This window comes from Bradyrhizobium sp. 613_E4_N2_2, assembly GCF_052075995.1.
GTDB classification, from domain to species: domain Bacteria; phylum Pseudomonadota; class Alphaproteobacteria; order Rhizobiales; family Xanthobacteraceae; genus Bradyrhizobium; species Bradyrhizobium barranii.
The window spans coordinates 8130137-8153365 of sequence record NZ_CP197234.1 but is presented as its reverse complement, the minus strand read 5'-3'; the positions used below and the strand labels follow the sequence as shown (position 1 = coordinate 8153365).

The window sequence follows — 23229 nt, the reverse complement described above, 5'->3', positions numbered from 1 at the left end:
CGCAAAAATCAAAGCTCGTCATTCCGGGGCGACGCGCAGCGTCGAGCCCGGAATCCATAACCACGATCGGGAGTATGGATTCCGGGCTCGCGCCCAAGAAGGCGCGCCCCGGAATGACAGTGAGAACTTACTCCGCCGCCTGTCGCGGCGCACGTGCGAGCCGCACCAGCGCATCGTCGTCCACCGTCTTGATCGGCGCAAAATCGCGATGCGCGATGTACTCAGGCCGCGTCGGGGTACGGATGTAGTTCGAGACCGCGTTCAGCGTCAGGTACACGATCTTGCGCGGGTAGGGCGTGATGTTGCCGGCCGAGCCATGCACGAGATTGCCGTGGAACATCAGCATGCCGCCCGGCTTGCCTGTGGGCGCGACGATGCCGCCCTGCTTGACGAGGCGCGTCACGGTCTCTTCGTCCAGCGTCCACAGCGGATAGGAGGTCGTCGCAAGGTCATGCGAGGCCTGGAGATCGCCGGCATTCTGGCTCTGCGGCACCAGCATCAGGGGGCCGTTGATCGGCATGACTTCGTCGAGGAAGATCGCGATGTTCATCGCGCGCGGCTCCGGCATGCCGTCGTCGCGCTTCCAGGTGCCGTAATCCTGGTGCCATTGCCAGACGTCGCCGGTGAAGGCCGATTTCGCGTTGATCTTGAACTGGTGCATGTAGACCGGCTCGCCGAACAATTGCTCGACCGGGTCGATCATGCGCGGATGCGCGCCCAGGATGCCGAAGGCCTCGTTGTAGAGATGCGCGGCAAAGGCCGTGCGCGGCGCGCCGCTCTTCTCGCGCCAGACCTCGGGCCGATCGGCGTCATAGATGCCGACAGCCTCGCGCGCGAGGAAGTCGACCTCCTCCTGGCTGAACAATTCGGGGAGGAACAGCCAGCCCTCGCGATGGAAGAACTCCAATTGCTCCTGAGACAGTTTCATGGGTCGCTTCCTCCTTGGTTGTTTCATTGTTTTCTCTCGTCATGGCCGGGCTTGACCCGGCCATCCACGTCTTTGCTCCACGTTCGCGAGAAGAACGTGGATGCCCGGGACAAGCCCGGGCATGACGGCGGGCGCGCAAATGGCTACGCCGCCGCCTCGTCCGTCGCCTTCAATCTCTCCTCGGTCATCCGTCCCGCCGTCTGCGCATGCGCCAGCGCGGCGCGCTCGGCGGCTTTCGCATCGCCTGCGAGAATGTGTCCGGCAATCGTCGCGTGCTCGGCCCACGCGCTGCCGCGATAATCGAGCTCGGAGAGCACCGTCGCCATCGAGCGGCGCATATGCGGCCATTGCGGCGCGATCGTCTCCTCGATCACGGGATTGCCCGCGAGCTGATAGATCGCGCGGTGAAAATCGACGTCGAGCACGATCAGCTCGGCGAGCGAAGTCTTGCGGTCGATGCGGCGTCCGGCGGCGAGGGCCGCGTCCAGCCGCGCGCGTCCCGCCGCGTCGCTTGCGGCGCGCTGAGCGGCGAGCCGGGCGGCCAGCGCATCGATGGCGCCGCGCACCTCGTAGAGCTGGCGGATGCGCGAGGGGTCGAGCTGGGTGACTTCAAAGCCGCGACGGCCGCTCTCGGCGACGAGACCCTGCCGGTGCAACAAATGCAGCGCATGCGACACCGGCTGGCGCGACACGCCGAGCTTGTCGGCGAGTTCGTTCTGCCGGATGCGCTGGCCGGGCTGAAGCGTGCGGTCGGAGATCGCCTCCAGGATCCGCGCATAGACCTGGTCGATCAGGTTCGGGAGCGGGTCGAGAGGGATCACGCCGGCAGCTCCGAGACATAAAAGGGAATACGGAATTCCGTATTCGAAGGTATCGCAGGAGGGGGAGGGCGTCAAGGCGGACCTCAAGCCGCCGTTTTGGCCTCGCTAAGCCATTGATATCGCTAGGGCCGTCTACTGTGCATGGGGTTGTTTTCGCCGAAATGGCTTGGCCGGCCCCGGCGCCTACTTCTTCTTGCCCTGCTCGATCAGTATCCGGCTCATCAGATAGAGCCGCGGCACGATCGAGTTGGTGTCGATGAACTCGTCCCGGGCGTGATAGCCGAAGCCGGCGAGGCCAAAGCTCTCGACCACGACCGCCTTGCCGCTGCGGTTGGCATAGCCGGCGTCGGTGGCGCCGCCGGTCATCTCGGCGATGTCGAGCTTGCGGTCGATCTCGGCATAGATCGCCTGCCCCTCCTGCGCGAGCGCGCGGCCGCGATCGCTGGCGACGAAGGGCGGGCGGCCCGCAATGATCGTCACTGTGGTCTCGGTGTCGGGCACGAACTTGTCCTTCACCTTCGCGTCGAGCGCCGCCTGCAATTTGGCGATGCCATCGGGGATGGTCAGGCGGATGTCGGCGCCGGCCTCGGCCTTTTCCGGAATCTGGTTGCGCACCGTGCCCGCCTGCGCCGTGGTCCAGTTGAGCTGCGTGCCCGGGATCGACTTGGCGACGTCCTTCGTCTGCTGCAATTGATGTGCGAGCTCGATCAGCGCGTTGCGGCCCAGATCGGGCGCGGCGCCGGCATGCGAGGCGCGGCCCTTCACCTCCATCTTCGCCGTGGCAGTGCCGCTCGCGCCCAGCAGCAGCCCGTCATTCTTGGCGATCGGCGCGGCCACCGTCGGTTCGCAGGAGAGCACGACGTCGTGCTGGTCGGCGAGCTCGGCAATGATCTCGCCCGACCCGATCGAGCCGACCTCTTCATCCGGATTGAAGGACACGGTGAGCCTGGCGTAGTCCTGCCAGCCGGCGTCCTTCAGGATCTTGAGCGCATGCAGGACCACGGCAATGCCGCCCTTGTCGTCGGCGATGCCGGGGCCGTAGATGCGGTTGCCGTCGATACGGTACGGCTCGCTTGCGAGGATGCCGCGCTGATAGACCGTGTCCATATGCGCGATCAGCATCAGCTTGCGCGACCCGGTGCCCTGGAAGGTGGCGATCACCATGTCGGCGCCCGTACCCGCGGTGGTCTTGCGCCGCTCGATGGTGGCGCCCAGCGCCTTCAGGCGCGCTTCGGTGAATTCGGCCATCTTCTTCAGGCCGTCGGCATCGCTGCTGCCGCTCTCGATCATCACCATGTCGTGCAGGGTCTCGATCAGCGGCGCCTTCTCCTGCTCGGCCGCGGCTTTCAGCTTTTCGTCGGCGGCCGCAAGCGCGGTGGTGCTGCCGGCGGCGAGGCCGAGCAGGGACAAGGCGAGCAGGGGAATGAAGCGGACTGTCATGGAAATCGTCCTTTCGCGTCTTGAGCGCTGGCACCGCGCGCGATTGCGCGGAAAGCCTAGCATCCGGAAAGACGCGATGCCACGTCCCGCTAGCGCTCCAGCACCTCCACCTCCATCGTCGCGATCTGGTCCGCATCGGCTACCGCCTCGATCCCCGCGATCCGGTCGCCGTTGAACGTCACGCGCAGCGCGATGCGCAGACGTTCGCCGAAGATGACGGCGACGCCGATCTCGCCATCGACCAGCGCCGTCCGTGCAGCCTGCGCACGGCCCTTGTAGAGCTGTGCGACCGCATCCGCGCCGCGGATCTCCGGCAGCGTGCCGAGCCGCACCGCAGCCTGGTCGGCACGGAACACGACGTCGGGATCGAGCAGGGCCAGCAGGCCCTCGAAATTGCCCTCGCGCGAAGCCCTGAGGAAAGCATCGACGATCGCGCGCTGGTGCGAGATGTGCGCCTCGGGCACCGGCGCACCCTGGACGCGCCGACGTGCGCGGCTCGCAAGCTGCCGTGAGGCGTCGACCGAGCGTCCGACGATCGGCGCGATCTCCTCGAAGGGGACTGCGAACATATCGTGCAGCACGAAGGCCAGCCGTTCCGCCGGCTGCAATGTCTCGAGCACGACGAGAAGGGCCGCGCCGACGGAATCGGCCATCTCCGCCTCGCGCTCCCGCGTCTCGTCGACCGGCTCGGGCACGTGCGGGCCCATCGGGTCCTCGCGGCGCGATTTGCGCGCGCGCAGCATGTCGAGGCAGATGCGCGCGACCACGGTGGTCAGCCAGCCGCGCAGGTTCGCGACATCGGACGTGTCGTAACGGCTGACCCGCAGCCAGGCCTCCTGCACGGCATCGTCGACCTCGGCACTGGAACCCAGCATCCGGTAGGCGACCGCGCGCAAATGGTCCCTGCTGGCCTCGAACTGGCGGCTGAGAAAATTTTCTTCGAAGTTTTTCTGGGTCATCGGTCACATTCCCTCATCGCAATCCGTCATGCCCATGACGAAGCCAATCCGGCCGATGTGACCGGAACCTTCGAAATTCTCAAACGGAGACGCAAGATGATGCACGCGCGCATGAACCACCCCGTCATGGTCCTGCCTGAAGCCATGAACCACCTTCAATCCCTCGGCAATTTGACCAAGCAGGGGCTGCCGGAAAAGCTCCTGGAACTGGTGCACCTGCGCGCCAGCCAGATCAACGGCTGCAGTGTCTGTGTCGACATGCATCCGAAGATCGCCCGCAGGGCTGGCGAGACCGACGAGCGCTTGTTCGCCGTCTCGGCCTGGCGCGACGCGCCCTATTTCAGCGACGCCGAACGCGCCGCGCTGGCGCTGACCGAAGCCGTCACGCGCCTTGCCGATCGCGAGGACCCGGTGCCGGATGCGATCTGGAACGAGGCCGCCAAGCATTTTGACGAGCGCGAGCTCGCAACCCTGATCCTCTCGATCGCGACCATCAACGTCTGGAACCGGCTGAATGCGACGATCAAGATGCCGGTGGGTGTCTGGAAGGTGTGAGGCTCTTTTTCCTCTCCCCGCACGCGGGGAGAGGCGAAGAAGCTACTCCGCCAGAAACCTGTTTACGACCTCGCCGAACTCAAGCGGCGCCTGCTCGAACATCCAGTGGCCGGCATTCTCGATCACCGCCGTCTTGCTGCCCGCGATGTGCTCGGCCAGCACGCGCCACATTACCGACAGGCTGCCGGTGGTCGCACCGCCGCCGATCAGCAGCGTCGGTGTCCTGATCGCCTGCGCATCCGCGAGCGTGTAGGACCGGCGCTGCTCGTTGATCTGGCCGAGGAAGGTGAGCGTGTTGTCGCGCAGCTGTTGCTTCGCCGCCGCCGGCACGCGCCGCCACGAGCCGTCGCCTTCGATGCCCTCGTAGAAATTCTGCAGCGCGCCGTCGATGTCGCCGGCACGGATCATCTCGACCGAGCGCACCGTCTTCGCGGCGAGCGGCGGATGCGCGGGCGTGCCTTCCGGCACCGGCAGGCTGGCGTCGAGATCGCCGCCCGGCTCGGCCAGCACCAGCTTGCGCAGCAGGTCAGGCCGCGCTTGCGCGACGCGAAACGCGATGTGGCCGCCGCGCGAATGGCCCATCAGGTCGACCGGGCCGGGTCTGACCTGCTCGATGAAGGCGATCGTGTCCGCGACGTGCTGCGCCATCTTGTAATCGTCGCCGACGGCGTCCCAATGCTCGGGAAAGAAGTGCCGCAGGCTGACCGAGATGACGCGATGGGACTTCGACAGCGAGCCGAGCACTGAATACCAGGTGCGGAAATCACCTAACGTGCCATGGACGCAGACCAGCGGCGGGCCGTCGCCGACTTCGAGATAGGCCATGTCGTAACCGTTGACGCGAAAGCTCTGCATGATCAGCTCGCCAGGAAATCCAGAACCAGTTCGGTGTATTTTTGCGGCGCCTGCTCGAACATCGGATGGGTCGCGTTCGGGATGATCGCCGTCTTGGAATAGGGTACGTGCGCGGCCAGCGCATGCAGCACCTTTGGCAGCAGGCCTTTGGTCCGCGCACCCAGGATGAACAGCGTCGGCATCCTGATCGATTCCGCATCCGCCTTCAAGAAGGGCGGACGGTTGTCGCGGACCTGCCCGATCAGGGTATAGGCGTTGTCGCGCAGATTCTGCTTCACCATCGCCGGCAGCCGCGGCCAGGTGCCGGCGCCCTCCAGCGTGTCCACGAAGACGGCAAGGCCGCCGTCGACATCGCCGGCCGCGATCTTCTCGGCCGAGGCCGTGAACCGCGCCAACAGCGGCGAGGGGCCGCCGACGTAATCGGGATCGAGGCTCGCATCGAGCTCGCCGCCGGGTTCGGCCAGGATCAGCCGCCGCAACAGGTCGGGGCGCGCCTGTGCCACGCGGAAGCAGATGTGCCCGCCGCGGGAATGGCCCATCAGATCGACCGGGCCGACGTCGAGCTTCTCGATGAAGGCGATGACGTCCTGGACATGCTGGGCGATCGAATAGGTGTCGCCGACGCCATCCCAGCGGTCCGGGAAGAAGTGCCGCAAGCTGACGGCGATCACCCGATGCCGCTGCGTCAGCGGTCCGAGCACGCAGCCCCAGACGCGGAAGTCATTGAGCGAGCCATGTACACAGACCAGCGGCGGCCGGCTCCTGTCTTCGCCCACGTCGAGATAGGGCATGTCGTATCCGTTGACGTGGAGGCTTTGCATTCGGGGCTCGCGGGAGGGGGCAGGAACTCCTGTGCAAGATTCCCGGAAACCGGGTGGATCGCAACTATTTCCAAGCCTAGATTTAGGCATGGATCACAATGGGGGCATGCGACGAGGGCGCAAGCCAGGAACCAAGTCATGACCGACCAGCATTTTGCCCTGTTCGACACCAGGATCGGCCTCTGTGCCATCGCCTGGGGCCCGCGTGGTATCAACGGCACGCAACTGCCCATGGGCGGCGAGGAGAAGATCCGCACCCGCATCAGCCAGCGCCATGCCGACGCCACCGAGGCAGAGCCGACCGCCGAGGTGCGAGAGGCGATCGACCGCATCACAAAATTGCTCGCGGGCGAGCCGGACGATCTCACCGACATCCCGCTCGATCTCGACGGCGTGCCCGACTTCAACCGCGGCGTCTACGAGATCGCCCGCGCCATCCCGCCCGGCAAGACCATCACCTATGGCGACATCGCCAAGCAGCTCGGCGGCGTCCAGCTGTCGCGCGATGTCGGTCAGGCGCTCGGCCGCAACCCGTGCCCGATCGTCGTGCCCTGCCATCGCGTGCTGGCCGCCGGCAACAAGCCCGGCGGCTTCTCGGCCAATGGCGGCGTGGTGACGAAGCTGAAGATGCTCGAGATCGAAGGCGCGCTGGTGAACCACACGCCGAGTTTGTTTGATTAATCTCCGCTTCACCCTCCCCTGGAGGGGGAGGGTCGATGCGCATGCAGCGAAGCGGAATGCGCAGCGGGGCGGGGTGACAGTCTCTCCGAGTGGAACAGTGCCCGAGTGGAGAGATCACCCCACCCCGTCGCTTCGCGCCGACCCTCCCCCTCCAGGGGAGGGTAAGCAAGTGGCTAAATCTTTGCCGTCGTCTTCGGCCAATACCGGTCGCGCAGATGCCGCTTCACCAGCTTGCCCGTCGGCGTGCGCGGCAGCTCGGCTTCGAAATCGATCGAGCGCGGGCATTTGATCGCCGAGAGACGTGTCTTGCAGTAGGCGATCAGGTCGGCTTCGAGCGCCTTGCCGGCGCGGCTCATGTCGTGTGGCTGCACCACCGCCTTCACCTCTTCGCCCATCTCCTCGTTCGGCACGCCGAACACGGCGACGTCGGCGATATCAGGGTGAGTGATGAGCACGTCCTCGGTCTCCTGCGGGTAGATGTTCACCCCGCCGGAGATGATCATGTAGGACTTGCGGTCGGTGAGGAACAGAAAACCGTCCTTGTCGAGGTAGCCGACGTCGCCAAGCGTCGACCAACCCTTGGCGTTGTAGGCCTTCTTCGTTTTCTCTGGATCGTTGTGATAGGTGAAAACAGGCGCATCGGCGAAATAGACCGTGCCGATCTCGCCCACCGGCTGCTCCTCGTCGTTCTCGTCCAGGATCTTGATCTTGCCGACCACGGCGCGGCCGACGCTGCCGCGATGCTCCAGCCATTGCTGCGAATTGCAGACGGTGACGCCGTTGCCTTCCGAGCCGGCGTAATACTCGATCAGGATCGGTCCCCACCATTCGATCATTTTTGCCTTGACGTCGACAGGGCAGGGGGCAGCGGCGTGGATCGCGCCCTTCAGCGTGGAGACGTTGTACTTGCCGCGAACCTCGTCCGGCAGCTTCAGCATGCGCACGAACATGGTCGGTACAAGCTGTGACTGCGTGACCTTGTACTTCTCGACGAGCTTGAGAAAATCCTCGGCGTCAAAATGCTCCATGATGATGGAGGTGCCGCCCAGCACGATCGCCATCATGTTGAAGCGCAGCGGAGCCGCGTGATAGAGCGGCGCCGGCGAGAGATAGGTGCTCTCCGCATTCATGCCACACATGTCGGCGCAGAGGACGCGCAGGAAGGCGTTCGGCACGTCGATCTTGTTGCCTTCGAAGGCCCTCTTGATGCCCTTCGGTCGGCCGGTGGTGCCGGACGAATACAGCATGTCGTAGCCGGCGACCTCGTCCGCAATCGGCGTTGTCGGCTGTGCCGACGCTTCCTTGTCGTAGGAGCGGAAGCCGGGCTGGGGTTCGTCGACCATGTAGAAGATCGGCTCGCCTGCGGTCCCCTTGATCAGGGCCCTGATCTGGTCGGCGCATTTCGGCGTGGTGATCACGACCTTGGCGCCGCAATCGCCGATGATGTAGTCGATCTCGTCCTGCTTCAGATAGCGGCTGATGGCGGTGTAATAGAGCCCGCTGCGTTGCGCGGCCCAGCAGATCTCCATGAACGCGAGACGGTTTTCCATCAAGAGCGCGATGTGGTCGCCGGCCTTCAGGCCGAGCGAGCGGAACAGGTTTGCGCCCTGGTTCGAGAGCTCGTCGAGCTCGCGATAGGTGATCGCCCTGCCGGTCCCGGCCATCTGGTAGGCGATCTTGTCGGGCGTGGTTTTGGCGTAGACGGACGGATGGGTCATAAGCGTAGGTCCCAAGGCACACGAGATGTCGTCCCGGCGAAAGCCGGGACCCATAACCACAGGGCGTCGTTTGGCAGAGGATTGTCGTTCGGTACTGCGACCAACCACAATCGATAGATTTCGCGGTATGGGTCCCGGCTTTCGCCGGGACGACACCGTTAGTGTGGCAGCAGCAGCTTACAGCCGCTCCACGATCGTTACATTCGCCATGCCGCCGCCTTCGCACATAGTCTGCAGGCCATAGCGCTTGCCGCGCTGGTGCAGGGCGTGGACCAGTGTGGTCATCAACTTGGTGCCGGAGCCGCCGAGCGGATGACCGAGCGCGATGGCGCCGCCATTGACGTTGAGGCGGGCTGGATCGGCGCCGGTGGTCTTGAGCCAGCCGGTCGGCACCGAGGCGAAGGCCTCGTTGACCTCGAACAGGTCGATGTCGTCGATCGTCATGCCGGCCTTCTCCAGCGCGCGCTTGGTGGCGTGCAGCGGAGCATCGAGCATGATGACGGGATCGCCGCCGGTCATGGTCATGTGATGGATGCGCGCCAGCGGTGTGAGTCCGAGCTGCTTGAGGCCGCGCTCGTTCACCACCATGACACCGGAGGCGCCGTCGCAGATCTGGCTGGCGCTCGCCGCCGTCAGCTTGCCGTTCTCGGCAATCAGCTTGACGCCCTTGATGCCGTCGAGCGTGGCGTCGAAGCGGATGCCTTCGTCGATGTGATGGGTGTCCTTGCTGCCGTCGGCGCGGGTGATCTCGAGCGGCACGATCTCCTTCTTGAAGTGGCCGGCTTGCGTCGCTGCGATCGCGCGCTGATGGCTGTTGTAGGAGTATTCGTCGAGATCATTCTTCGACAGGCCGTACTTCTCGGCCATCATCTCCGCGCCGGTGAACTGGCTGAACACGATGTTCGGATATTTGTGCTCGATGCCCGGGCTCTTGTAATTGCCAAAGCCGTTCTTGGCCGGAAGCTGCGAGGACAGGCCCATCGGCACGCGCGTCATCGATTCCACGCCGGCGGCGATCACCACGTCCATCGTGCCGGACATCACGGCTTGCGCGGCGAAGTGCAGCGCCTGCTGCGAGGAGCCGCACTGCCGGTCGATCGAGGTGCCCGGAACGCTCTCCGGCAGCTTCGAGGCCATGATCGCGTTGCGCGCGACGTTGTTGGACTGCTCACCGACCTGCATCACGCAGCCCATGATCACGTCCTCGACCAGGGCGGGATCGATCTTGGTGCGATCGACCAGTTCGTCCAGCACTTTTGCGGCGAGATCGGCCGGATGCCAGCCGGCGAGGCGGCCCCCCTTGCGCCCGCCCGCGGTACGCGCAGCGGCGACGATGTAAGCCTCGGCCATGTCGGTCTCTCCCTGGATTGTTCTCTATCGAGTTGGATTGTCGGCGCGGATTTAATGGGCGTGATATCGTTTAGTCAATCGATCAATTAACTCTTGTGATGAGGCGCTGCTTCGGCTTATCTGCGGCCGCTTCAAGCGGCGAGAACAGGGAACTCCGTGACTACCAGCGTACCGAACAGGCTCCCGAGCGGAAAGAATTCCACGGCAGAGAAATTGCTCGTGGCCGCGAGCGACCTGATGATCGAACGCTCGTCGATCGAGATCTCGCTGTCCGACATCGCCCAGAAGTCGGGCGCCAATGCCGCGCTGGTCAAATATCATTTCGGCAACAAGGACGGCCTCTTGCTGGCGCTGCTCGCGCGCGATGCCGCGACCGAGATGTCCAATCTGGAATATCTGCTGGCGCAACCGATCACATCGACGGCGAAGCTGAAGCTGCATATCGCTGGCATCATCCGCGCCTATTACCGGTTCCCCTACATGAACCGGCTGATTCATTATCTGCTGCATGAGACCAATGCCGGCTCTGCCGACGAAGTCTCAAAATTCTTCGTCGCGCCGCTGCTGGACTTCCACCGGCGCCTGCTCACTGAGGGCGTCAGCCGCGGCGAGTTCCGCGCCACCGATCCGGTGCTGTTCTACACCAGCCTGATCGGCGCCTGCGATCACCTGTTCTTTGGCCGGCACGCGATGTCTCGCGCGATCGGCGTCGGTCCGGTCACCGATGACGTCTGCCGGCAATACATCAAGCACATGGAAACGCTGATCTGCGGTGGCATCCTCACGCAAGCCGAGGAAGCTGCCGCGGCCGGATAATCCGGCCGAGACGTACAAGTCTAGAGAAGAAACGCCCAAGGAAAGGTAGCCTGTCATGGAATTGAAAGACGTAGCCGTTCTCATCACCGGTGGTGGTTCGGGTCTTGGTGAAGCGACCGCGCGCGCCATGGCCGCCAAGGGCGCCAAGATTGGTGTGATCGATCAGAACAAGGACAACGCCGAGAAGGTCGCTGCCGAAGTGAAGGGCGTCGCGCTCCATGCCGACGTCACCAGCGAAGAGCAGATCAAGGCCGCGATCGCGAAGGCGGAAGCCGCGCACGGCGTCGCGCGCGTGCTGATGAACTGCGCCGGCATCGGCGGCTCCCAGCGCATCGTCGGCCGCGACGGCGTCTATCCGCTCGAAAAGTTCGCGCGCATCATCAACGTCAATCTGATCGGCACCTTCAATTGCCTGCGTCTGTTCGCCGAGCGCCTCGTCACGATCGAGCCGGTCGGCGAAGAACGCGGCGTCATCATCAACACGGCTTCGGTGGCCGCCTATGAAGGCCAGATCGGCCAGATCGCCTATTCGGCTTCGAAGGGCGGTGTCGTCGGCCTGACGCTGCCGGCCGCGCGCGACTTCGCCAGCCAGAAGATCCGCGTCAACACCATCGCGCCCGGCCTGTTCTTCACGCCGTTGCTGATGGGCCTGAACGAGGAGGCCCGCAAGAGCCTCGGCGCCCAGGTGCCGCATCCCTCGCGCCTCGGCGATGCCAAGGAATACGGCTCGCTCGCGGTGCACATCGTCGAGAATGCGATGCTCAACGGCGAGACCATCCGTCTCGACGGCGCCATCCGCATGGCGCCGCGGTAGTAGATGCGCTCTTCCTTCTCCCCTTGTGGGAGAAGGTGGCATAGGCGGCCTTTGGCCGCCGTCCTTAAAAGGACGCCGATGCTTCGCATCGGCTATGGCGCCGGATGAGGGGTCTCTATCCGCGGAGACAGACCCCTCACCCAAGCGAGTTCTTGGTCAGCGACGTACATGCCCTCTCCCACAAGGGGAGAGGGCGCAATAACCGCCACTCGAAGAGCGGATGCAGGAGCGCCCCATGTCCCAACCGCTGCTGATCGAGCACAACGACGGCGTCGACACGGTGACGCTCAATCGTCCTGAAAGCCTCAACGCGCTCGATCCTGCGCTGATCGATGCGCTCAACGTTTACTTCCAGGGCCTTCAGCGCAACCGCGACACGCGCGTCGTTGTGCTCAAGGGCGCCGGCAAGAATTTTTGCGCCGGCCTCGACCTCAAGGCGGCGATGGCCCGCCGCGCCGGGCAGCAGGAGCCGCCCGGCGTCACCGAGTCGCTCGACTCGCAGCGCCGCATCGCCGACATCGTGATGCTGATGCGGCGTTGTCCGCAGCCGATCATCGCTCTGGTGCAGGGCGCGGCGGCCGGCGGCGGGTTCGCGCTGGCGCTTGCCTCCGACATCCGCATCGCGACGAAGTCGGCGCGCATGAACTGTGCCTTCATCAAGCTCGGCCTTGGCGGCTGCGATATCGGCACCAGCTACTTTCTGCCGCGGCTCGTCGGCGTCTCAGTCGCATCCGAGTTGATCCTGACCGGACGCTTCATCGGCGCCGAGCGTGCGCTCGCGGTCGGGCTCGTCTCGGAAGTCGTCGACGAAGACAAGCTCGACGAAGCCGCTGAACCTTACGTCGATGCGATGATGACGGCCTCACCCGTGGGGCTGCGCCTGTCAAAAGAATGTCTCAACATGAGCGTCGATGCGGGATCGCTGGAAACCGTTATCGCGATAGAGGACCGCAACCAGGTCCTGTGCAGTCGCTCCGAGGAATTTTCGGAAGGCATCAGGGCCTTCCTTGAGAAGCGAAAGCCTGTCTATATCAGGCGCTGAAACGAGAACGATCCGCAAAGGACGATAATTTCGGGAGACGCAAAATGAGTGGAAGTGCGGCGGCCGTAATGACGAAGCCCGCCTTTCGCAAGGTCGAGTGGCTCGCGCGCGACATCGACGTCGAGCGCCGCGACGACGGCACGGTGGTGCTGAAGTCGCGCATTCCGCTGCAAGCCTACGAGACGCATCTTCCGGCCTCGCTGGCGAAATGGGCCAGGCAAGCGCCTGAGCGCATCTGGCTCGCGCAGCGCGGCGGAGCGAACCGCGAATGGCGCAAGGTCTCCTATGGCGAAGCCAAGCATACCGTGGATGCGCTGACGCAGACGTTGCTCAATCTCAAGCTCGACGGACGCCCGGTCACGATTCTCTCCGGCAATTCGATCGAGCACGCGCTGATGACGCAGGCCGCGATGCAGGCGCGCTCGCCGGCGGCTCCGGTGTCGCCGGCCTACTCCTTGATGAGCCATGATCACGTCAAGCTGAAATATCTGTTCGACCTGATCAAGCCGGCCGTGGTGATGGTTCAGGATGGCCCGACCTTCGAGAAGGCGCTGAACGCACTCGATCTCACCGGCGTCACCGTCGTTCACGTCGTGCGTCCCTGCGACGGCATCACGAGCGTCAGCTTTGCCGAGCTCGCGGCAACGTCCGTGACCGCCGATGTCGAAGCGTCGATCGCGAAGATCACGCCGCAGACCGTCGGCAAGCTGTTGTTCACCTCCGGTTCGACCGGCATGCCCAAGGCGGTCATCAACACGCAGGAGATGATGTGCGCCAATGCGGCGATGATGATGCAGGTGCGGCCGCGCGATCCCGGCGGTCCGATCTCGACCATGCTGGACTGGATGCCATGGAACCACACCATGGGCGGCAATGCGGCGTTTCACCCGGTGCTGGTCGACGGTGGCACGCTCTATATCGATGACGGCCGGCCGATGCCGGGCCAGTTCGAGGAGACGCTGCGGAATCTGCGCGAGATCTCGCCGACCTATTACGCCAACGTGCCGGCCGGCTATGCCGCGCTCGCGGCCGCCATGGAGAAGGACGATGCGCTGTGCCGCTCGTTCTTCAAGAACCTGTCGATCATGGCCTATGGCGGCGCGCGGCTGCCCGACGATCTCTATGAGCGCATGCAGGCGCTCGCGGTGAAGACGACCGGCGAGCGCATCGTGTTCTACACTGGCTGGGGCTCGACCGAGACGGCGCCGACCTCGACCGGCACCTATTGGGACACCGAGCGCGTCGGCCTGATCGGCCTGCCGTTCCCCGGCGTCGAATTGAAGATGGTGCCGTGCGGCCCGAAATACGAATTGCGCCTGCGCGGCGTCAACGTCACGCCCGGCTATTTTGGCCAGCCTGATCTCACCAAAAAGATGTTCGACGAGGAAGGCTTTTACTGTATCGGCGATGCCGGCATCTTCGTCGACGATGCCGATCCGGTGAAGGGCATCATCTTCGCCGGCCGCGTCGTAGAGGACTTCAAGCTCACCACCGGCACCTTCGTCCATGTCGGATCGCTCCGCACTGACGCGATCGCCGCGGCGACGCCCGTTGTGCATGACGCGCTGGTTGCCGGGCAGGATCAATGCTCGATCGGTCTGCTGGCATGGCCGAACCTGCACGCCTGTCGCCAGCTCGTCGGCAATCCCGATTTGAGCTTCGAGGATGCTGTAAAACATCCCGAGGTGATCGCCTGCTTCAGACGTGGCCTCGAAGCACACAACACGGAATGTGGCGGCGCCAGCAGCCGCGCTATCGCGCGCGCAATGCTGATGGCCGAGCCGCCCTCCATCGACGGCAATGAGCTCACCGACAAGGGCTACATCAACCAGCGTGCCGGCCTGGAACGCCGCGCGGCGCTGGTGGAGCGGCTCTATGCGGATAAGCCTGATCAGGATGTGATCGTGCTGCGATGAATGCGCAACTCTCTCAACTCGTCATTCCGGGATGGCCCGAAGGGCCGGGCCCGGAATCCATAACCCCGGCTGGTGGATATGGATTCCGGGCTCGCGCTCCGCGCGCCCCGGAATGACGGCGCAAATAAATGACAACGAATAAATAAGGGTAGCCCGCCATGAACTTCGATTTCTCCGACGACCAGAAACAGCTCCGCGACCAGGCGCGCAAATTCCTCACCGAAGAATGCTCGCCGAAGGCGGTGCGCGTCGTGCTCGACGGCAAGGCGCCCTACGACAAGGACCTCTGGAAAGGCCTCGCCGAGATGGGCTTTCTCGGCGTCGCGATCCCCGAGGAGTTTGGCGGCGCTGGCGCGGGCCATCTCGAGCTTTGCGTGATCGCCGAGGAAATGGGCCGTGCCAACGCGCCGGTGCCGTTCTCCTCGACCGTGTACCTCGCCGCTGAAGCGCTGTTGATCGCCGGCAGCGACGCGCAGAAGAAGAAATGGTTGCCGGCCATCGCTTCGGGGGACGCGATCGGCACGCTGGCGCTGTTCGAGGGCAAGGGCAATCCGTCGCCGAAGAACGTCAAGCTCACCTCTGCGAATGGCGTGCTCAACGGCGTCAAGAAGCCGGTCGCTGATGGTGCGATCGCCGATTTCGCCGTGGTTGCCGCACGCGCGGGATCGAGCGGTCGCGACGGCGACATCTCGCTGTTCCTCGTCGACCTCAAGGCCGGTGGCGTCGAGGTGAAAAGCCTCACCAATCTCGATCCGACCCGCGGGCAGGCCGAGATCACCTTCAAAGACTGCAAGGCCGAGCCGCTGGGAGCTGCCGGCGAAGGCTGGAGCATTTTGACCCAAGTGCTCGACCGCGCCGCGGTGCTGTGCGCCTTCGAGCAGGTCGGTGGCTCCGACCGCGCGCTGGAGATGGGCCGCGACTACGCGCTCGACCGCATCGCCTTTGGCCGCCAGATCGGCTCGTTCCAGGCGGTCAAGCATATGCTCGCGGACATGTATGTGTCTGCGACGCTGGCGCGCTCCAACAGCTATTACGGCGCCTGGGCGCTCTCGACCAACGCGGCTGAGCTGCCGGAAGCCGCAGCCGCCGCGCGCATCAGCGCGACGCAGGCGTTCCAGCATTGCGCCAAGAACAACATCCAGGTTCACGGCGGCATGGGCTTCACCTGGGAGTTCGACTGTCACATGTACTACCGCCGCGCCAACGCCATGGCGCTCGGGCTCGGCAGCCTGTCCTATTGGGAAGACCAGTTGATCGACCGCATGCGCAAGAAGAACGCGGCGTAACGACAGGTGATTTGTAGGATGGGTAGAGCGTAGCGAAACCCATCATGACGCGGGTGGTCTGACAGATGGGTTTCGCTTCGCTCTACCCATCCTACGACGCCGGCGAAGGATGAGAGACCATGAATTTCGACGACACCCCGCAGGAAGCCGAATTCCGCGCCACCGCCCGCGCCTGGATCGGCGCGAACGCGCCCAGGCAGTACGAGGAAGAGCTGCGCAAATCCTCGCTCGGCCGCACCCAGCTCAAGAACGCCAATATTCTCGAGGTCGCCAAGGCCTGGCAGAAGAAGAAGGCCGATGCCGGCTGGGCCTGCCTGCACTGGCCGAAGGAGTATGGCGGGCGCGGCTCGTCGCCGATCGAGCGCGTGATCTGGCAACAGGAAGAGGGGCCGTTCGGCCAGCTGTCCCGCATGTTCATCATCGGCCATGGCATGTGCGGGCCGACCATGATGGCGTTCGCGCGCGAGGAGCATAAGCGCACCTATCTGCCGCCGCTCGCCTCCGGCGAAAAGGTCTGGTGCCAGCTGTTCTCCGAGCCTGCCGGCGGCTCCGACGTCGCGGGCCTGCGCACGCGCGCGGAAAAGGACGGCGACGACTGGGTGATCAACGGCCAGAAGATCTGGACCTCGGGGGCGCATTATTCCGACTACGGCATCCTGCTCACGCGCACCGACCCGACCGTGCCCAAGCACAAGGGTCTCACCATGTTCTTCCTGGACATGAAGAGCCCGGGCGTCGAGGTGCGGCCGATCAAGCAGGCGAGCGGCGCATCCGACTTCAACGAGGTCTATTTCACAAACGTCCGCATTCCCGATCATCAGCGTCTCGGCGAGGTCGGTGACGGCTGGAACGTCTCGCTGACCACGCTGATGAACGAGCGCAGCGCGATCGGCGCGGCCGTCTCGACCGGTTTCCCGGAGCTGTTCGAATATTGCTCCAGCCTGATGCTCGACGATGGCCCGGCGATCGAGGACCGCGCAGTGCGCTCGAAGCTTGCGAACTGGGCGGCGAAGGCGAGCGGGCTGAAGTACACCAGCATGCGCGCGATCTCGGCGCTGTCGAAGGGCGAGCGGCCGGGGCCGGAGAACTCGATCGGCAAGCTGGTCGCAGGCTCGATGATCCAGGACGTCGCGACCTACGCGCTGGACCTGCAGGGTGCGAGCGGCGTGATCAGCGGCGAGGATGCTGAACTCGTCGGCCGTTTCCAGGCGATGCTCTTGCGCGCGCCGGGCACGCGCGTCGAAGGCGGCACCGACGAGATCATGCGCAACATCATCGCCGAGCGGGTGCTGGGCCTGCCCGGCGATATCCGTGTCGACAAGGACGTGCCGTTCAACAAGATCCCGACGAAGGGAAGAGGTTAGAATCGTAGGGTGGGCAAAGGCGCGTAGCGCCGTGCCCACCAATTCTGTCGAGAACGAGGGAAGGTGGTGGGCACGCTTCGCTTTGCCCACCCTACGCACCGAGCAAGAATTGAGAGGTTCGCCATGAATTTCGACGACACCCCGCAGGAAGCCGCTTTCCGCGAGACCGCGCGCAAATGGGTCGAGGCCAATGCGCCCAAGGAATTGCATACCGAGCTGTCAAATTCCTCGCTCGGCCGCATCCGGCTGGCCAATCATGACATCGTCGATGTCGGCAAGGCCTGGCAGAAGAAGAAGTTCGAGGGCAATTGGGCCTGCCTGCACTGGCCAAAGGAATATGGCGGCCGCGACGCCACGCCGATCGAGAAGGTGATCTGGCAGCAGGAGGAGGGCGTCTACGGCAAGCTGACGCAACCGTTCCAGATCGGCGAGGGCATGTGCGGCCCGACCGTGATGGCTTTCGGCAGCGAGGACGCCAAGCGCCGCCATCTGCCGAAGCTCGCCTCCGGCGAGGAGATCTGGTGCCAGCTGTTCTCCGAGCCGTCCGCCGGCTCCGACGTCGCGGGGCTGCGCACCCGCGCGGAGAAGAAGGGCGACAATTGGGTCGTCAACGGCCAGAAGATCTGGACCTCGGGCGCGCATTATTCCGACTTCGGTCTGTTGATCGCGCGGACCGATCCGAATGTGCCCAAGCACAAGGGCCTCACCATGTTCTTCCTGGACATGAAGAGCCCGGGCGTCGAGGTCCGCCCGATCAAGCAGGCCAACGGCATGCAGGAGTTCAACGAGGTCTATTTCACCGATGTGGTGATCCCCGACAGCCAGCGCCTCGGCGCCGTCGGCGAGGGCTGGAGCGTGTCGCTGACGACGCTGATGAACGAGCGGATGTCGATCGGCTCGCGGCTTGCGACCGGCGTCCCTGAAATGTTCGAGTTCTGCTCCAATCTGATGCTGGAGGACGGGCTCGCCATCGACGATCCCGCCGTGCGCTCGAAACTCGCGAGCTGGGCGGTGAAGTCGAGCGGGCTGAAATACACCAGCTACCGCGCGATCTCGGCGCTCTCGAAGGGCGATCGCCCGGGGCCGGAGAATTCGATCGGCAAGCTCGTCTCGGGCATGATGCTCCAGGACATCGCGACCTACGCCATGGATCTTCAGGGCGCGGCTGGTGTTCTCACCGGCGCCGACGAGGAGACGGTGCAGGGCCAGTTCCAGCAGATGCTGCTGTCCTCACCCTCGATGCGCATCGCCGGCGGCACCGACGAGATCTTGCGCAACATCATTGCCGAGCGCGTGCTGGGATTGCCGGGCGACATTCGCGTCGACAAGGACGTGCCGTATAACAAGATCCCGACCAAGGGTCGGTGATCCAGCCTCTCGCTGTATCGCGTAGGGTGGGCAAAGCGAAGCGTGCCCACCATATGCAGATGCGCCGGGGCAAGTCTGTCGGTGGGCACGGCGCTATCGCGCCTTTGCCCACCCTACGAGGAGCGCGAGCTAATTCATGGATGCAAAAGTGAGCCAGACCCAAGACCGCATCGGCGTGCTCGAAGAGCTCCTCAACGAGCGCTACTCCGTCCGCGCCTTCTTGGCCAAGGAGGTCGACCGCGCGACCATCGAGCATGTGCTCGCCACCGCGCAGCGCACCGCGTCCTGGTGCAACAGCCAGCCCTGGCAGGTCATCATCGCCAGTGGCGCGGCCAAGGAGCGCTTCCGCCAGGCGATCTACCAGGAAGCATCAGGCGGATTGGGTGACGATTACGACTTCACGCCACCTCGCGAATATGCGGGCGTCTATCTCGAACGCCGCCGCGAGAGCGGCTTTCAGCTCTACAACACGCTCGGCATCGCCCGCGGCGACAAGATGGCTTATGCAAAACAGGCGCTGGAGAATTACAATTTCTTCGGCGCGCCCCATGTCGCGATCATCCACACCAACGAGCCGCTCGGCATCTACGGTGCGATCGATTGCGGCGCCTATGTCTCGAATTTCATGCTGGCCGCGCAGGCGCTCGGGCTCGGCACCATTCCGCAGGCGGCACTGGCGCGCCACTCCGGCCTGATCCGCCGCCACTTCAATCTGCCCGACGACCGCCGCGTCGTCTGCGGCATCTCGTTCGGCTATGCCGACGACGCCGACAAGGTCAACAGCTACCGCACCTCGCGCGCGAGCGTCGCCGACACCGCCACGTTCGCGGACGAATGATCCCGTCTCACGCGCGCCGTCCGGTTTTCACGCACGCGCAAAGGCGGCCGCAGAAACGGCCGCCTTCACATTCGTCTCGGTCCGGTTGACGCGGCCGTTATCCGCCGCTGCCGCCGATCACGGCGCGCACGGTCTCGTCGGGCCCGAAGTCCTCGGCGCCATCGACATAAAGCAGCGCAGCGAGCTTTGAGCGCGCGCGATTGACGCGGCTCTTGATCGTGCCGACTGCACAGCCGCAGATCGAAGCTGCGTCCTCATAGGAGAAGCCGGAGGCGCCGACGAGGATCAAGGCCTCGCGCTGGTCCTGCGGAAGCTTTTCGAGCGCGCCGCGGAACTCCTCGAACTCGAGATGCGCGTTCTGCGACGGCTGCGTCTTCAGCGTCTTGGCATAGTTGCCCTCGGCATCCTCCACCTCCCGCCGCCGCTTGCGATAGTCGGAGCGGAACAGGTTGCGAAGGATCGTGAACAGCCACGCCGGCAGGTTTGAGCCGGGCTGGAACGAGTCGATGTTGGCGAGCGCACGCAGAAGCGTTTCCTGCACCAGATCGTCGGCGCGGTCGGCATTGCCGCTCAGCGAGATCGCGAACGCGCGCAGACTTGGCACGGCCGCGAGGATGTCGTCACGAAGGGAGTCCGTGAGAGGCATTAATCCCTCCCATTGTTGTCGTTGGAGCCCCTGTCAGGTTCCACTTGGGGTGCGCCTCCGGGCGCATCAAGCTTCTTGATCAGTTCCGCGAACCGGTCCGGAACCCCCTGCCGCACCACGTCGTCGTACATGGCGCGCAGCTGGTGGCCGATCCGGGACTGAATCTCCGGAGTGAGGCCTCCCTTGCCGGGGGTCGTGCTTTTGCTGGCTTGAGACTTGAGATCTTTCATGACCTGTTCCACGTTTCCCCGAGTTAAGTAACTGTAAAATCGAGAAGTTCTCTCAACCGGGAGCCGTTCCCTGAATAGGCACAATTCCAGGTTCGACAAAAAGTTCCCAGATAAGCGGAACTTTTCTTGGCGTGAGGCGTAGACAGCCCAGCAGGGGAACCCGGGCCTCCCCGCTTGTTGCCTGGTTCGTCAAGGTTGGCCCGAAGATGAATGGAGTGGGGATGTCCCGTTCGCAGCTTGTTGCTGAACACTTGCCGTTGTTGCGCCGGTACGCGCGCGCCCTGACGGGCAGCCAGGCCTCCGGTGACGCCTATGTCGCAGCCATGTTGGAAGCGATGCTCGGAGATCCGTCCGTGCTCGACGAGAGCCATGGTCCGCGCGCCGGCCTGTTCCGGCTGTTCACCCAGATATGGAATTCGGTCTCCGTCAACGACGATGCCGAGGTGACGACCTTGCCGATGCCGCCGGAGCGGCGGCTGTCGAACATCACGCCGCTGCCGCGGCAGGCGTTCCTGCTGCTCTCGCTCGAGGGATTCTCGGAAGAGGAAGTCGGCTACATCCTCGGCACCGACGTCGCCGAGACGCGGCGGCTTGCCGATGCCGCGGGACGCGAGATGGCGGCCGAGATCGCGACCGACGTGCTGATCATCGAGGACGAGACCTTCATCGCCATGGACCTCGAGAGTCTGGTGAAGAATCTCGGTCACAATGTCGTTGGTGTCGCGCGCACCCATGCCGATGCGGTGGCGCTGGCCAAGAACAAGCGGCCGGGCCTGATTCTCGCCGACATCCAGCTTGCCGACGGCTCGTCGGGCCTGGACGCCGTCAACGAGCTGCTCCGCACCTTCGAGGTGCCGGTGGTGTTCATCACCGCCTATCCGGAGCGCTTCCTGACCGGCGAGCGCCCCGAGCCGGCGTTCCTGATCTCAAAACCGTTCCAGCCCGCGATGGTGTCGGCGGTGGCGAGCCAGGCGCTGTTCTTCCAGCGGAACTCGCGCAACCGCGCGCCCAAGGCGCCGGCGGCGTAAGCAAGCCTCTATCGGACTAAGGAAACGGCGCGTCGCAAGGCGCGCCGTTTTTGCATGTGGCAGAGAGTTGTTCTGTTCTGCTTCAGCAGCCGCGGCAGATGCTGCGAAGCATGGAATTCAGCTTGGTATCGTGGCCCAGGGGACTTCGCATTCAGCCTGGCCTGGTCCTCGATCCAGGATTTGAGCAATTTTTCTCGTTCCGGCGACGGCCCTGGGTTTAGCCGCGTTCCGTCGAAGCTCATGAGGACGGTCACTCTCTGCAGGTCGTCCTTCGCCTCAGCGGGCGGTTTCGGGAATGGCACGGATCGCTCGACCATGGCGAGCGTTGCGGCATCTAGCGGCGCGAAGCCTGTGCTTTCTACCAGCACGTTCGAGATCAATTTGCCTGAACGATCGACCACGAACGTGACGCCGGTATCGCCCCTCTGACCGATCGCCTCCGGAGGAAATGCCCTGTGGCGCCAGACGTGTTGGGTGACCGTCTTGCGCCAGGCGGCCATGGGATCGGCCTCCGTGGAGGCGGGATCCGTGGAGGCGGGATCCGGCCTGCTCAGCACGACCCCTAAGGGCGGCACCTGAAATTGACGGCCGCTGAAGACAATCTGCACCGTGAAAGGGAACGAGTCCTCCTTGAGCTCCGAAGGTGGCGCCGGAAACGGTTCGGCGCGGGCGATGATCGCCAGCGCAGCATCGTCGAGCGACCGCGAGCCGGCGCTTTCAGCCAACGCCCGCGAGATCAACGTGCCCGACCGGTCGATGACGAAAGTGACTCTGGCCTTGCCGGTTTGCCCCCGTGCTCCAACTGGAAAGAACCTGTTGCTTGCAATATGTGCCGACAGCCCCGCCTTCCAGGCTTTGACGGTCTCGCTCTGCGGTTCAGTCTGCGCATGTGCGGGGAACGCCGCCAACAATCCGAGAAGCGCGGCCAACAAGGGGAATTTCATCTGCATCGGTGCGGATACTAATCGCGGTCAGGTTGATTGCAAGGCTCCCTACCCGTATCGCGCTCGCGCGGCTGTGGGCAATTCGAAGGGCTGGGAAGCCCGCTTGACGGCGGCCAAATTGCCTCGTTCATACGTCGGGTCGATGACATCAGTCGCGACCTCGAGCCGCCAGGGGATTTTTCATCATGGACCAGCAACTCCTCGACCGCCTCGCCATCCGCGACCTCGTCGAGAACTGGGCGGTGTGGCGCGACGCCGGTGACTGGGAGCGTTTTGCTACGGTCTGGCATGACGAGGGCTGGATGTCCGCCACCTGGTTTCAGGGACCGGCGCGGGATTTCATGCGGGTCAGTCAGGAGGGGTTTGCCAAGGGCGTGCGCATCCTGCATTTCCTCGGCGGCACCAGCATCGATCTCGCAGGCGAGCGCGCCATCGCGCAGACCAAGATGACGATCTCGCAGCGTGCCCCGGTGCATGACGTGCTCTGCGACGTCGTCTGCACCGGGCGCTTCTACGATTTCCTGGAGAAGCGGCATGACCAATCCGGTATTGGCAAATGGGGCATCGTCCGCCGCCAGCCGATCTACGAGAAGGACCGGATCGATCCGGTCGATCCCGCCGCAACGCTTCAACTCGACCAAAAAGCGCTCGCCGCACTGCCCGAAGGCTACCGCCACCTCGCCTACATGCAGGAGCTGATCGGCTACAAGGTCAAGCGCGACATGCCGGGCCTGATCGGCACTGAAGTCGAGAAGCTCTATGGCGAGGGGCGGAATTGGCTGGCGGGGAAGTCGAAGTGAACCGCAGAC

Annotated in this window: 23 protein-coding genes; 12 read left to right on the top strand and 11 right to left on the bottom strand. The window is 64.3% G+C overall.

Annotated features, from left to right (window positions below; genetic code table 11):
- Positions 1-127: 127 nt before the first annotated feature.
- The 4 genes from AB7290_RS38635 to AB7290_RS38620 form a co-directional block, all read right to left on the bottom strand.
- On the bottom strand, positions 128-928 hold the full coding sequence (locus tag AB7290_RS38635) for a phytanoyl-CoA dioxygenase family protein (RefSeq protein ID WP_085401952.1): 801 nt from the start codon (positions 926-928) through the stop codon (positions 128-130).
- A gap of 143 nt (positions 929-1071) precedes the next feature.
- Positions 1072-1749, bottom strand: a complete 678-nt coding sequence (locus AB7290_RS38630) for a GntR family transcriptional regulator (protein WP_085401953.1) — start codon at positions 1747-1749, stop codon at positions 1072-1074.
- A gap of 183 nt (positions 1750-1932) precedes the next feature.
- The gene (locus AB7290_RS38625; protein ID WP_085401954.1) at positions 1933-3189 is read right to left on the bottom strand and encodes a M20/M25/M40 family metallo-hydrolase; all 1257 of its coding nucleotides are present in this window, start codon (positions 3187-3189) and stop codon (positions 1933-1935) included.
- Between the two features lie 89 nt (positions 3190-3278).
- The gene (locus AB7290_RS38620; RefSeq protein ID WP_085401955.1) at positions 3279-4148 is read right to left on the bottom strand and encodes a sigma-70 family RNA polymerase sigma factor; all 870 of its coding nucleotides are present in this window, start codon (positions 4146-4148) and stop codon (positions 3279-3281) included.
- Between the two features lie 99 nt (positions 4149-4247).
- Here AB7290_RS38620 and AB7290_RS38615 point away from each other — a divergent pair, with 99 nt between their 5' ends.
- Positions 4248-4703 (top strand): carboxymuconolactone decarboxylase family protein, encoded by a 456-nt coding sequence (locus AB7290_RS38615; RefSeq protein ID WP_085401961.1) that lies wholly within the window; start codon positions 4248-4250, stop codon positions 4701-4703.
- 42 nt (positions 4704-4745) lie between these two features.
- Here the strand turns inward: AB7290_RS38615 and AB7290_RS38610 are convergent, their stop codons facing one another.
- Together AB7290_RS38610 and AB7290_RS38605 are read right to left on the bottom strand one after the other, a co-directional pair.
- Positions 4746-5558, bottom strand: coding sequence for an alpha/beta fold hydrolase (locus AB7290_RS38610; RefSeq protein WP_085401956.1), 813 nt, complete (start codon positions 5556-5558; stop codon positions 4746-4748).
- Positions 5559-5560: 2 nt separating this feature from the next.
- Positions 5561-6379, bottom strand: a complete 819-nt coding sequence (locus AB7290_RS38605) for an alpha/beta fold hydrolase (RefSeq protein WP_085401957.1) — start codon at positions 6377-6379, stop codon at positions 5561-5563.
- 138 nt (positions 6380-6517) lie between these two features.
- On the opposite strand from AB7290_RS38605, the gene AB7290_RS38600 reads away from it, so the two are divergent.
- Positions 6518-7060 (top strand): methylated-DNA--[protein]-cysteine S-methyltransferase, encoded by a 543-nt coding sequence (locus AB7290_RS38600; protein WP_063985757.1) that lies wholly within the window; start codon positions 6518-6520, stop codon positions 7058-7060.
- Between the two features lie 173 nt (positions 7061-7233).
- Here the strand turns inward: AB7290_RS38600 and AB7290_RS38595 are convergent, their stop codons facing one another.
- Together AB7290_RS38595 and AB7290_RS38590 are read right to left on the bottom strand one after the other, a co-directional pair.
- A complete protein-coding gene (locus AB7290_RS38595; RefSeq protein WP_085398963.1) occupies positions 7234-8778 on the bottom strand; it encodes an acyl-CoA synthetase in 1545 nt (514 codons plus the stop codon).
- Positions 8779-8955: 177 nt separating this feature from the next.
- Complete coding sequence (locus AB7290_RS38590) at positions 8956-10128, bottom strand: acetyl-CoA C-acetyltransferase (RefSeq protein WP_085398964.1); 1173 nt, start codon at positions 10126-10128, stop codon at positions 8956-8958.
- Positions 10129-10341: 213 nt separating this feature from the next.
- On the opposite strand from AB7290_RS38590, the gene AB7290_RS38585 reads away from it, so the two are divergent.
- From AB7290_RS38585 to AB7290_RS38550, 8 genes are all read left to right on the top strand, one after another.
- Positions 10342-10944, top strand: a complete 603-nt coding sequence (locus AB7290_RS38585; RefSeq protein WP_085398965.1) for a TetR family transcriptional regulator — start codon at positions 10342-10344, stop codon at positions 10942-10944.
- Between the two features lie 55 nt (positions 10945-10999).
- Positions 11000-11758 carry an SDR family NAD(P)-dependent oxidoreductase gene (locus AB7290_RS38580; RefSeq protein ID WP_085398966.1) on the top strand — a complete coding sequence of 253 codons (759 nt, stop codon included), beginning with the start codon at positions 11000-11002 and terminating at the stop codon, positions 11756-11758.
- A 235-nt stretch (positions 11759-11993) separates the two neighbouring features.
- Positions 11994-12800 carry an enoyl-CoA hydratase/isomerase family protein gene (locus AB7290_RS38575; RefSeq protein ID WP_085398967.1) on the top strand — a complete coding sequence of 269 codons (807 nt, stop codon included), beginning with the start codon at positions 11994-11996 and terminating at the stop codon, positions 12798-12800.
- Between the two features lie 44 nt (positions 12801-12844).
- A complete protein-coding gene (locus AB7290_RS38570; protein WP_085398968.1) occupies positions 12845-14716 on the top strand; it encodes an AMP-binding protein in 1872 nt (623 codons plus the stop codon).
- Between the two features lie 158 nt (positions 14717-14874).
- Entirely contained in the window at positions 14875-16002 is a 1128-nt protein-coding gene (locus AB7290_RS38565; RefSeq protein WP_135214786.1) for an acyl-CoA dehydrogenase family protein, read from the top strand.
- Positions 16003-16121: 119 nt separating this feature from the next.
- Positions 16122-17366, top strand: a complete 1245-nt coding sequence (locus tag AB7290_RS38560; protein WP_085398970.1) for an acyl-CoA dehydrogenase — start codon at positions 16122-16124, stop codon at positions 17364-17366.
- A gap of 123 nt (positions 17367-17489) precedes the next feature.
- Positions 17490-18734 carry an acyl-CoA dehydrogenase gene (locus AB7290_RS38555; protein ID WP_085398971.1) on the top strand — a complete coding sequence of 415 codons (1245 nt, stop codon included), beginning with the start codon at positions 17490-17492 and terminating at the stop codon, positions 18732-18734.
- 136 nt (positions 18735-18870) lie between these two features.
- Positions 18871-19572 (top strand): nitroreductase, encoded by a 702-nt coding sequence (locus tag AB7290_RS38550; protein ID WP_085398972.1) that lies wholly within the window; start codon positions 18871-18873, stop codon positions 19570-19572.
- Between the two features lie 97 nt (positions 19573-19669).
- Here the strand turns inward: AB7290_RS38550 and AB7290_RS38545 are convergent, their stop codons facing one another.
- Together AB7290_RS38545 and AB7290_RS38540 are read right to left on the bottom strand one after the other, a co-directional pair.
- Entirely contained in the window at positions 19670-20218 is a 549-nt protein-coding gene (locus AB7290_RS38545; RefSeq protein ID WP_014491704.1) for a sigma-70 family RNA polymerase sigma factor, read from the bottom strand.
- A complete protein-coding gene (locus AB7290_RS38540) occupies positions 20218-20448 on the bottom strand; it encodes a NepR family anti-sigma factor (protein ID WP_063986724.1) in 231 nt (76 codons plus the stop codon). Before AB7290_RS38540 ends, AB7290_RS38545 begins: the two co-directional genes overlap by 1 nt.
- A gap of 221 nt (positions 20449-20669) precedes the next feature.
- Here AB7290_RS38540 and AB7290_RS38535 point away from each other — a divergent pair, with 221 nt between their 5' ends.
- The gene (locus AB7290_RS38535; RefSeq protein WP_014491706.1) at positions 20670-21476 is read left to right on the top strand and encodes a response regulator; all 807 of its coding nucleotides are present in this window, start codon (positions 20670-20672) and stop codon (positions 21474-21476) included.
- Between the two features lie 8 nt (positions 21477-21484).
- Here the strand turns inward: AB7290_RS38535 and AB7290_RS38530 are convergent, their stop codons facing one another.
- A complete protein-coding gene (locus tag AB7290_RS38530) occupies positions 21485-22426 on the bottom strand; it encodes an energy transducer TonB family protein (protein WP_441254319.1) in 942 nt (313 codons plus the stop codon).
- A 179-nt stretch (positions 22427-22605) separates the two neighbouring features.
- Here AB7290_RS38530 and AB7290_RS38525 point away from each other — a divergent pair, with 179 nt between their 5' ends.
- On the top strand, positions 22606-23220 hold the full coding sequence (locus tag AB7290_RS38525) for a nuclear transport factor 2 family protein (protein ID WP_085398973.1): 615 nt from the start codon (positions 22606-22608) through the stop codon (positions 23218-23220).
- The last annotated feature ends 9 nt before the right edge of the window (positions 23221-23229 follow it).

Excerpts from the sequence above, each read along its gene's own strand:
- AB7290_RS38540 (WP_063986724.1), bottom strand. The coding sequence starts at position 20,448 with ATGAAAGATCTCAAGTCTCAAGCCAGCAAAAGCACGACCCCCGGCAAG.
- AB7290_RS38590 (WP_085398964.1), bottom strand. The coding sequence starts at position 10,128 with ATGGCCGAGGCTTACATCGTCGCCGCTGCGCGTACCGCGGGCGGGCGC.
- AB7290_RS38610 (WP_085401956.1), bottom strand. The coding sequence starts at position 5,558 with ATGCAGAGCTTTCGCGTCAACGGTTACGACATGGCCTATCTCGAAGTC.
- AB7290_RS38605 (WP_085401957.1), bottom strand. The coding sequence starts at position 6,379 with ATGCAAAGCCTCCACGTCAACGGATACGACATGCCCTATCTCGACGTG.
- AB7290_RS38615 (WP_085401961.1), top strand. The coding sequence starts at position 4,248 with ATGCACGCGCGCATGAACCACCCCGTCATGGTCCTGCCTGAAGCCATG.
- AB7290_RS38570 (WP_085398968.1), top strand. The coding sequence starts at position 12,845 with ATGAGTGGAAGTGCGGCGGCCGTAATGACGAAGCCCGCCTTTCGCAAG.
- AB7290_RS38600 (WP_063985757.1), top strand. The coding sequence starts at position 6,518 with ATGACCGACCAGCATTTTGCCCTGTTCGACACCAGGATCGGCCTCTGT.
- AB7290_RS38525 (WP_085398973.1), top strand. The coding sequence starts at position 22,606 with ATGGACCAGCAACTCCTCGACCGCCTCGCCATCCGCGACCTCGTCGAG.
- AB7290_RS38635 (WP_085401952.1), bottom strand. The coding sequence starts at position 928 with ATGAAACTGTCTCAGGAGCAATTGGAGTTCTTCCATCGCGAGGGCTGG.
- AB7290_RS38625 (WP_085401954.1), bottom strand. The coding sequence starts at position 3,189 with ATGACAGTCCGCTTCATTCCCCTGCTCGCCTTGTCCCTGCTCGGCCTC.
- AB7290_RS38535 (WP_014491706.1), top strand. The coding sequence starts at position 20,670 with ATGTCCCGTTCGCAGCTTGTTGCTGAACACTTGCCGTTGTTGCGCCGG.
- AB7290_RS38550 (WP_085398972.1), top strand. The coding sequence starts at position 18,871 with ATGGATGCAAAAGTGAGCCAGACCCAAGACCGCATCGGCGTGCTCGAA.
- AB7290_RS38530 (WP_441254319.1), bottom strand. The coding sequence starts at position 22,426 with ATGCAGATGAAATTCCCCTTGTTGGCCGCGCTTCTCGGATTGTTGGCG.
- AB7290_RS38575 (WP_085398967.1), top strand. The coding sequence starts at position 11,994 with ATGTCCCAACCGCTGCTGATCGAGCACAACGACGGCGTCGACACGGTG.
- AB7290_RS38555 (WP_085398971.1), top strand. The coding sequence starts at position 17,490 with ATGAATTTCGACGACACCCCGCAGGAAGCCGCTTTCCGCGAGACCGCG.
- AB7290_RS38560 (WP_085398970.1), top strand. The coding sequence starts at position 16,122 with ATGAATTTCGACGACACCCCGCAGGAAGCCGAATTCCGCGCCACCGCC.
- AB7290_RS38595 (WP_085398963.1), bottom strand. The coding sequence starts at position 8,778 with ATGACCCATCCGTCCGTCTACGCCAAAACCACGCCCGACAAGATCGCC.
- AB7290_RS38565 (WP_135214786.1), top strand. The coding sequence starts at position 14,875 with ATGAACTTCGATTTCTCCGACGACCAGAAACAGCTCCGCGACCAGGCG.
- AB7290_RS38545 (WP_014491704.1), bottom strand. The coding sequence starts at position 20,218 with ATGCCTCTCACGGACTCCCTTCGTGACGACATCCTCGCGGCCGTGCCA.
- AB7290_RS38620 (WP_085401955.1), bottom strand. The coding sequence starts at position 4,148 with ATGACCCAGAAAAACTTCGAAGAAAATTTTCTCAGCCGCCAGTTCGAG.
- AB7290_RS38580 (WP_085398966.1), top strand. The coding sequence starts at position 11,000 with ATGGAATTGAAAGACGTAGCCGTTCTCATCACCGGTGGTGGTTCGGGT.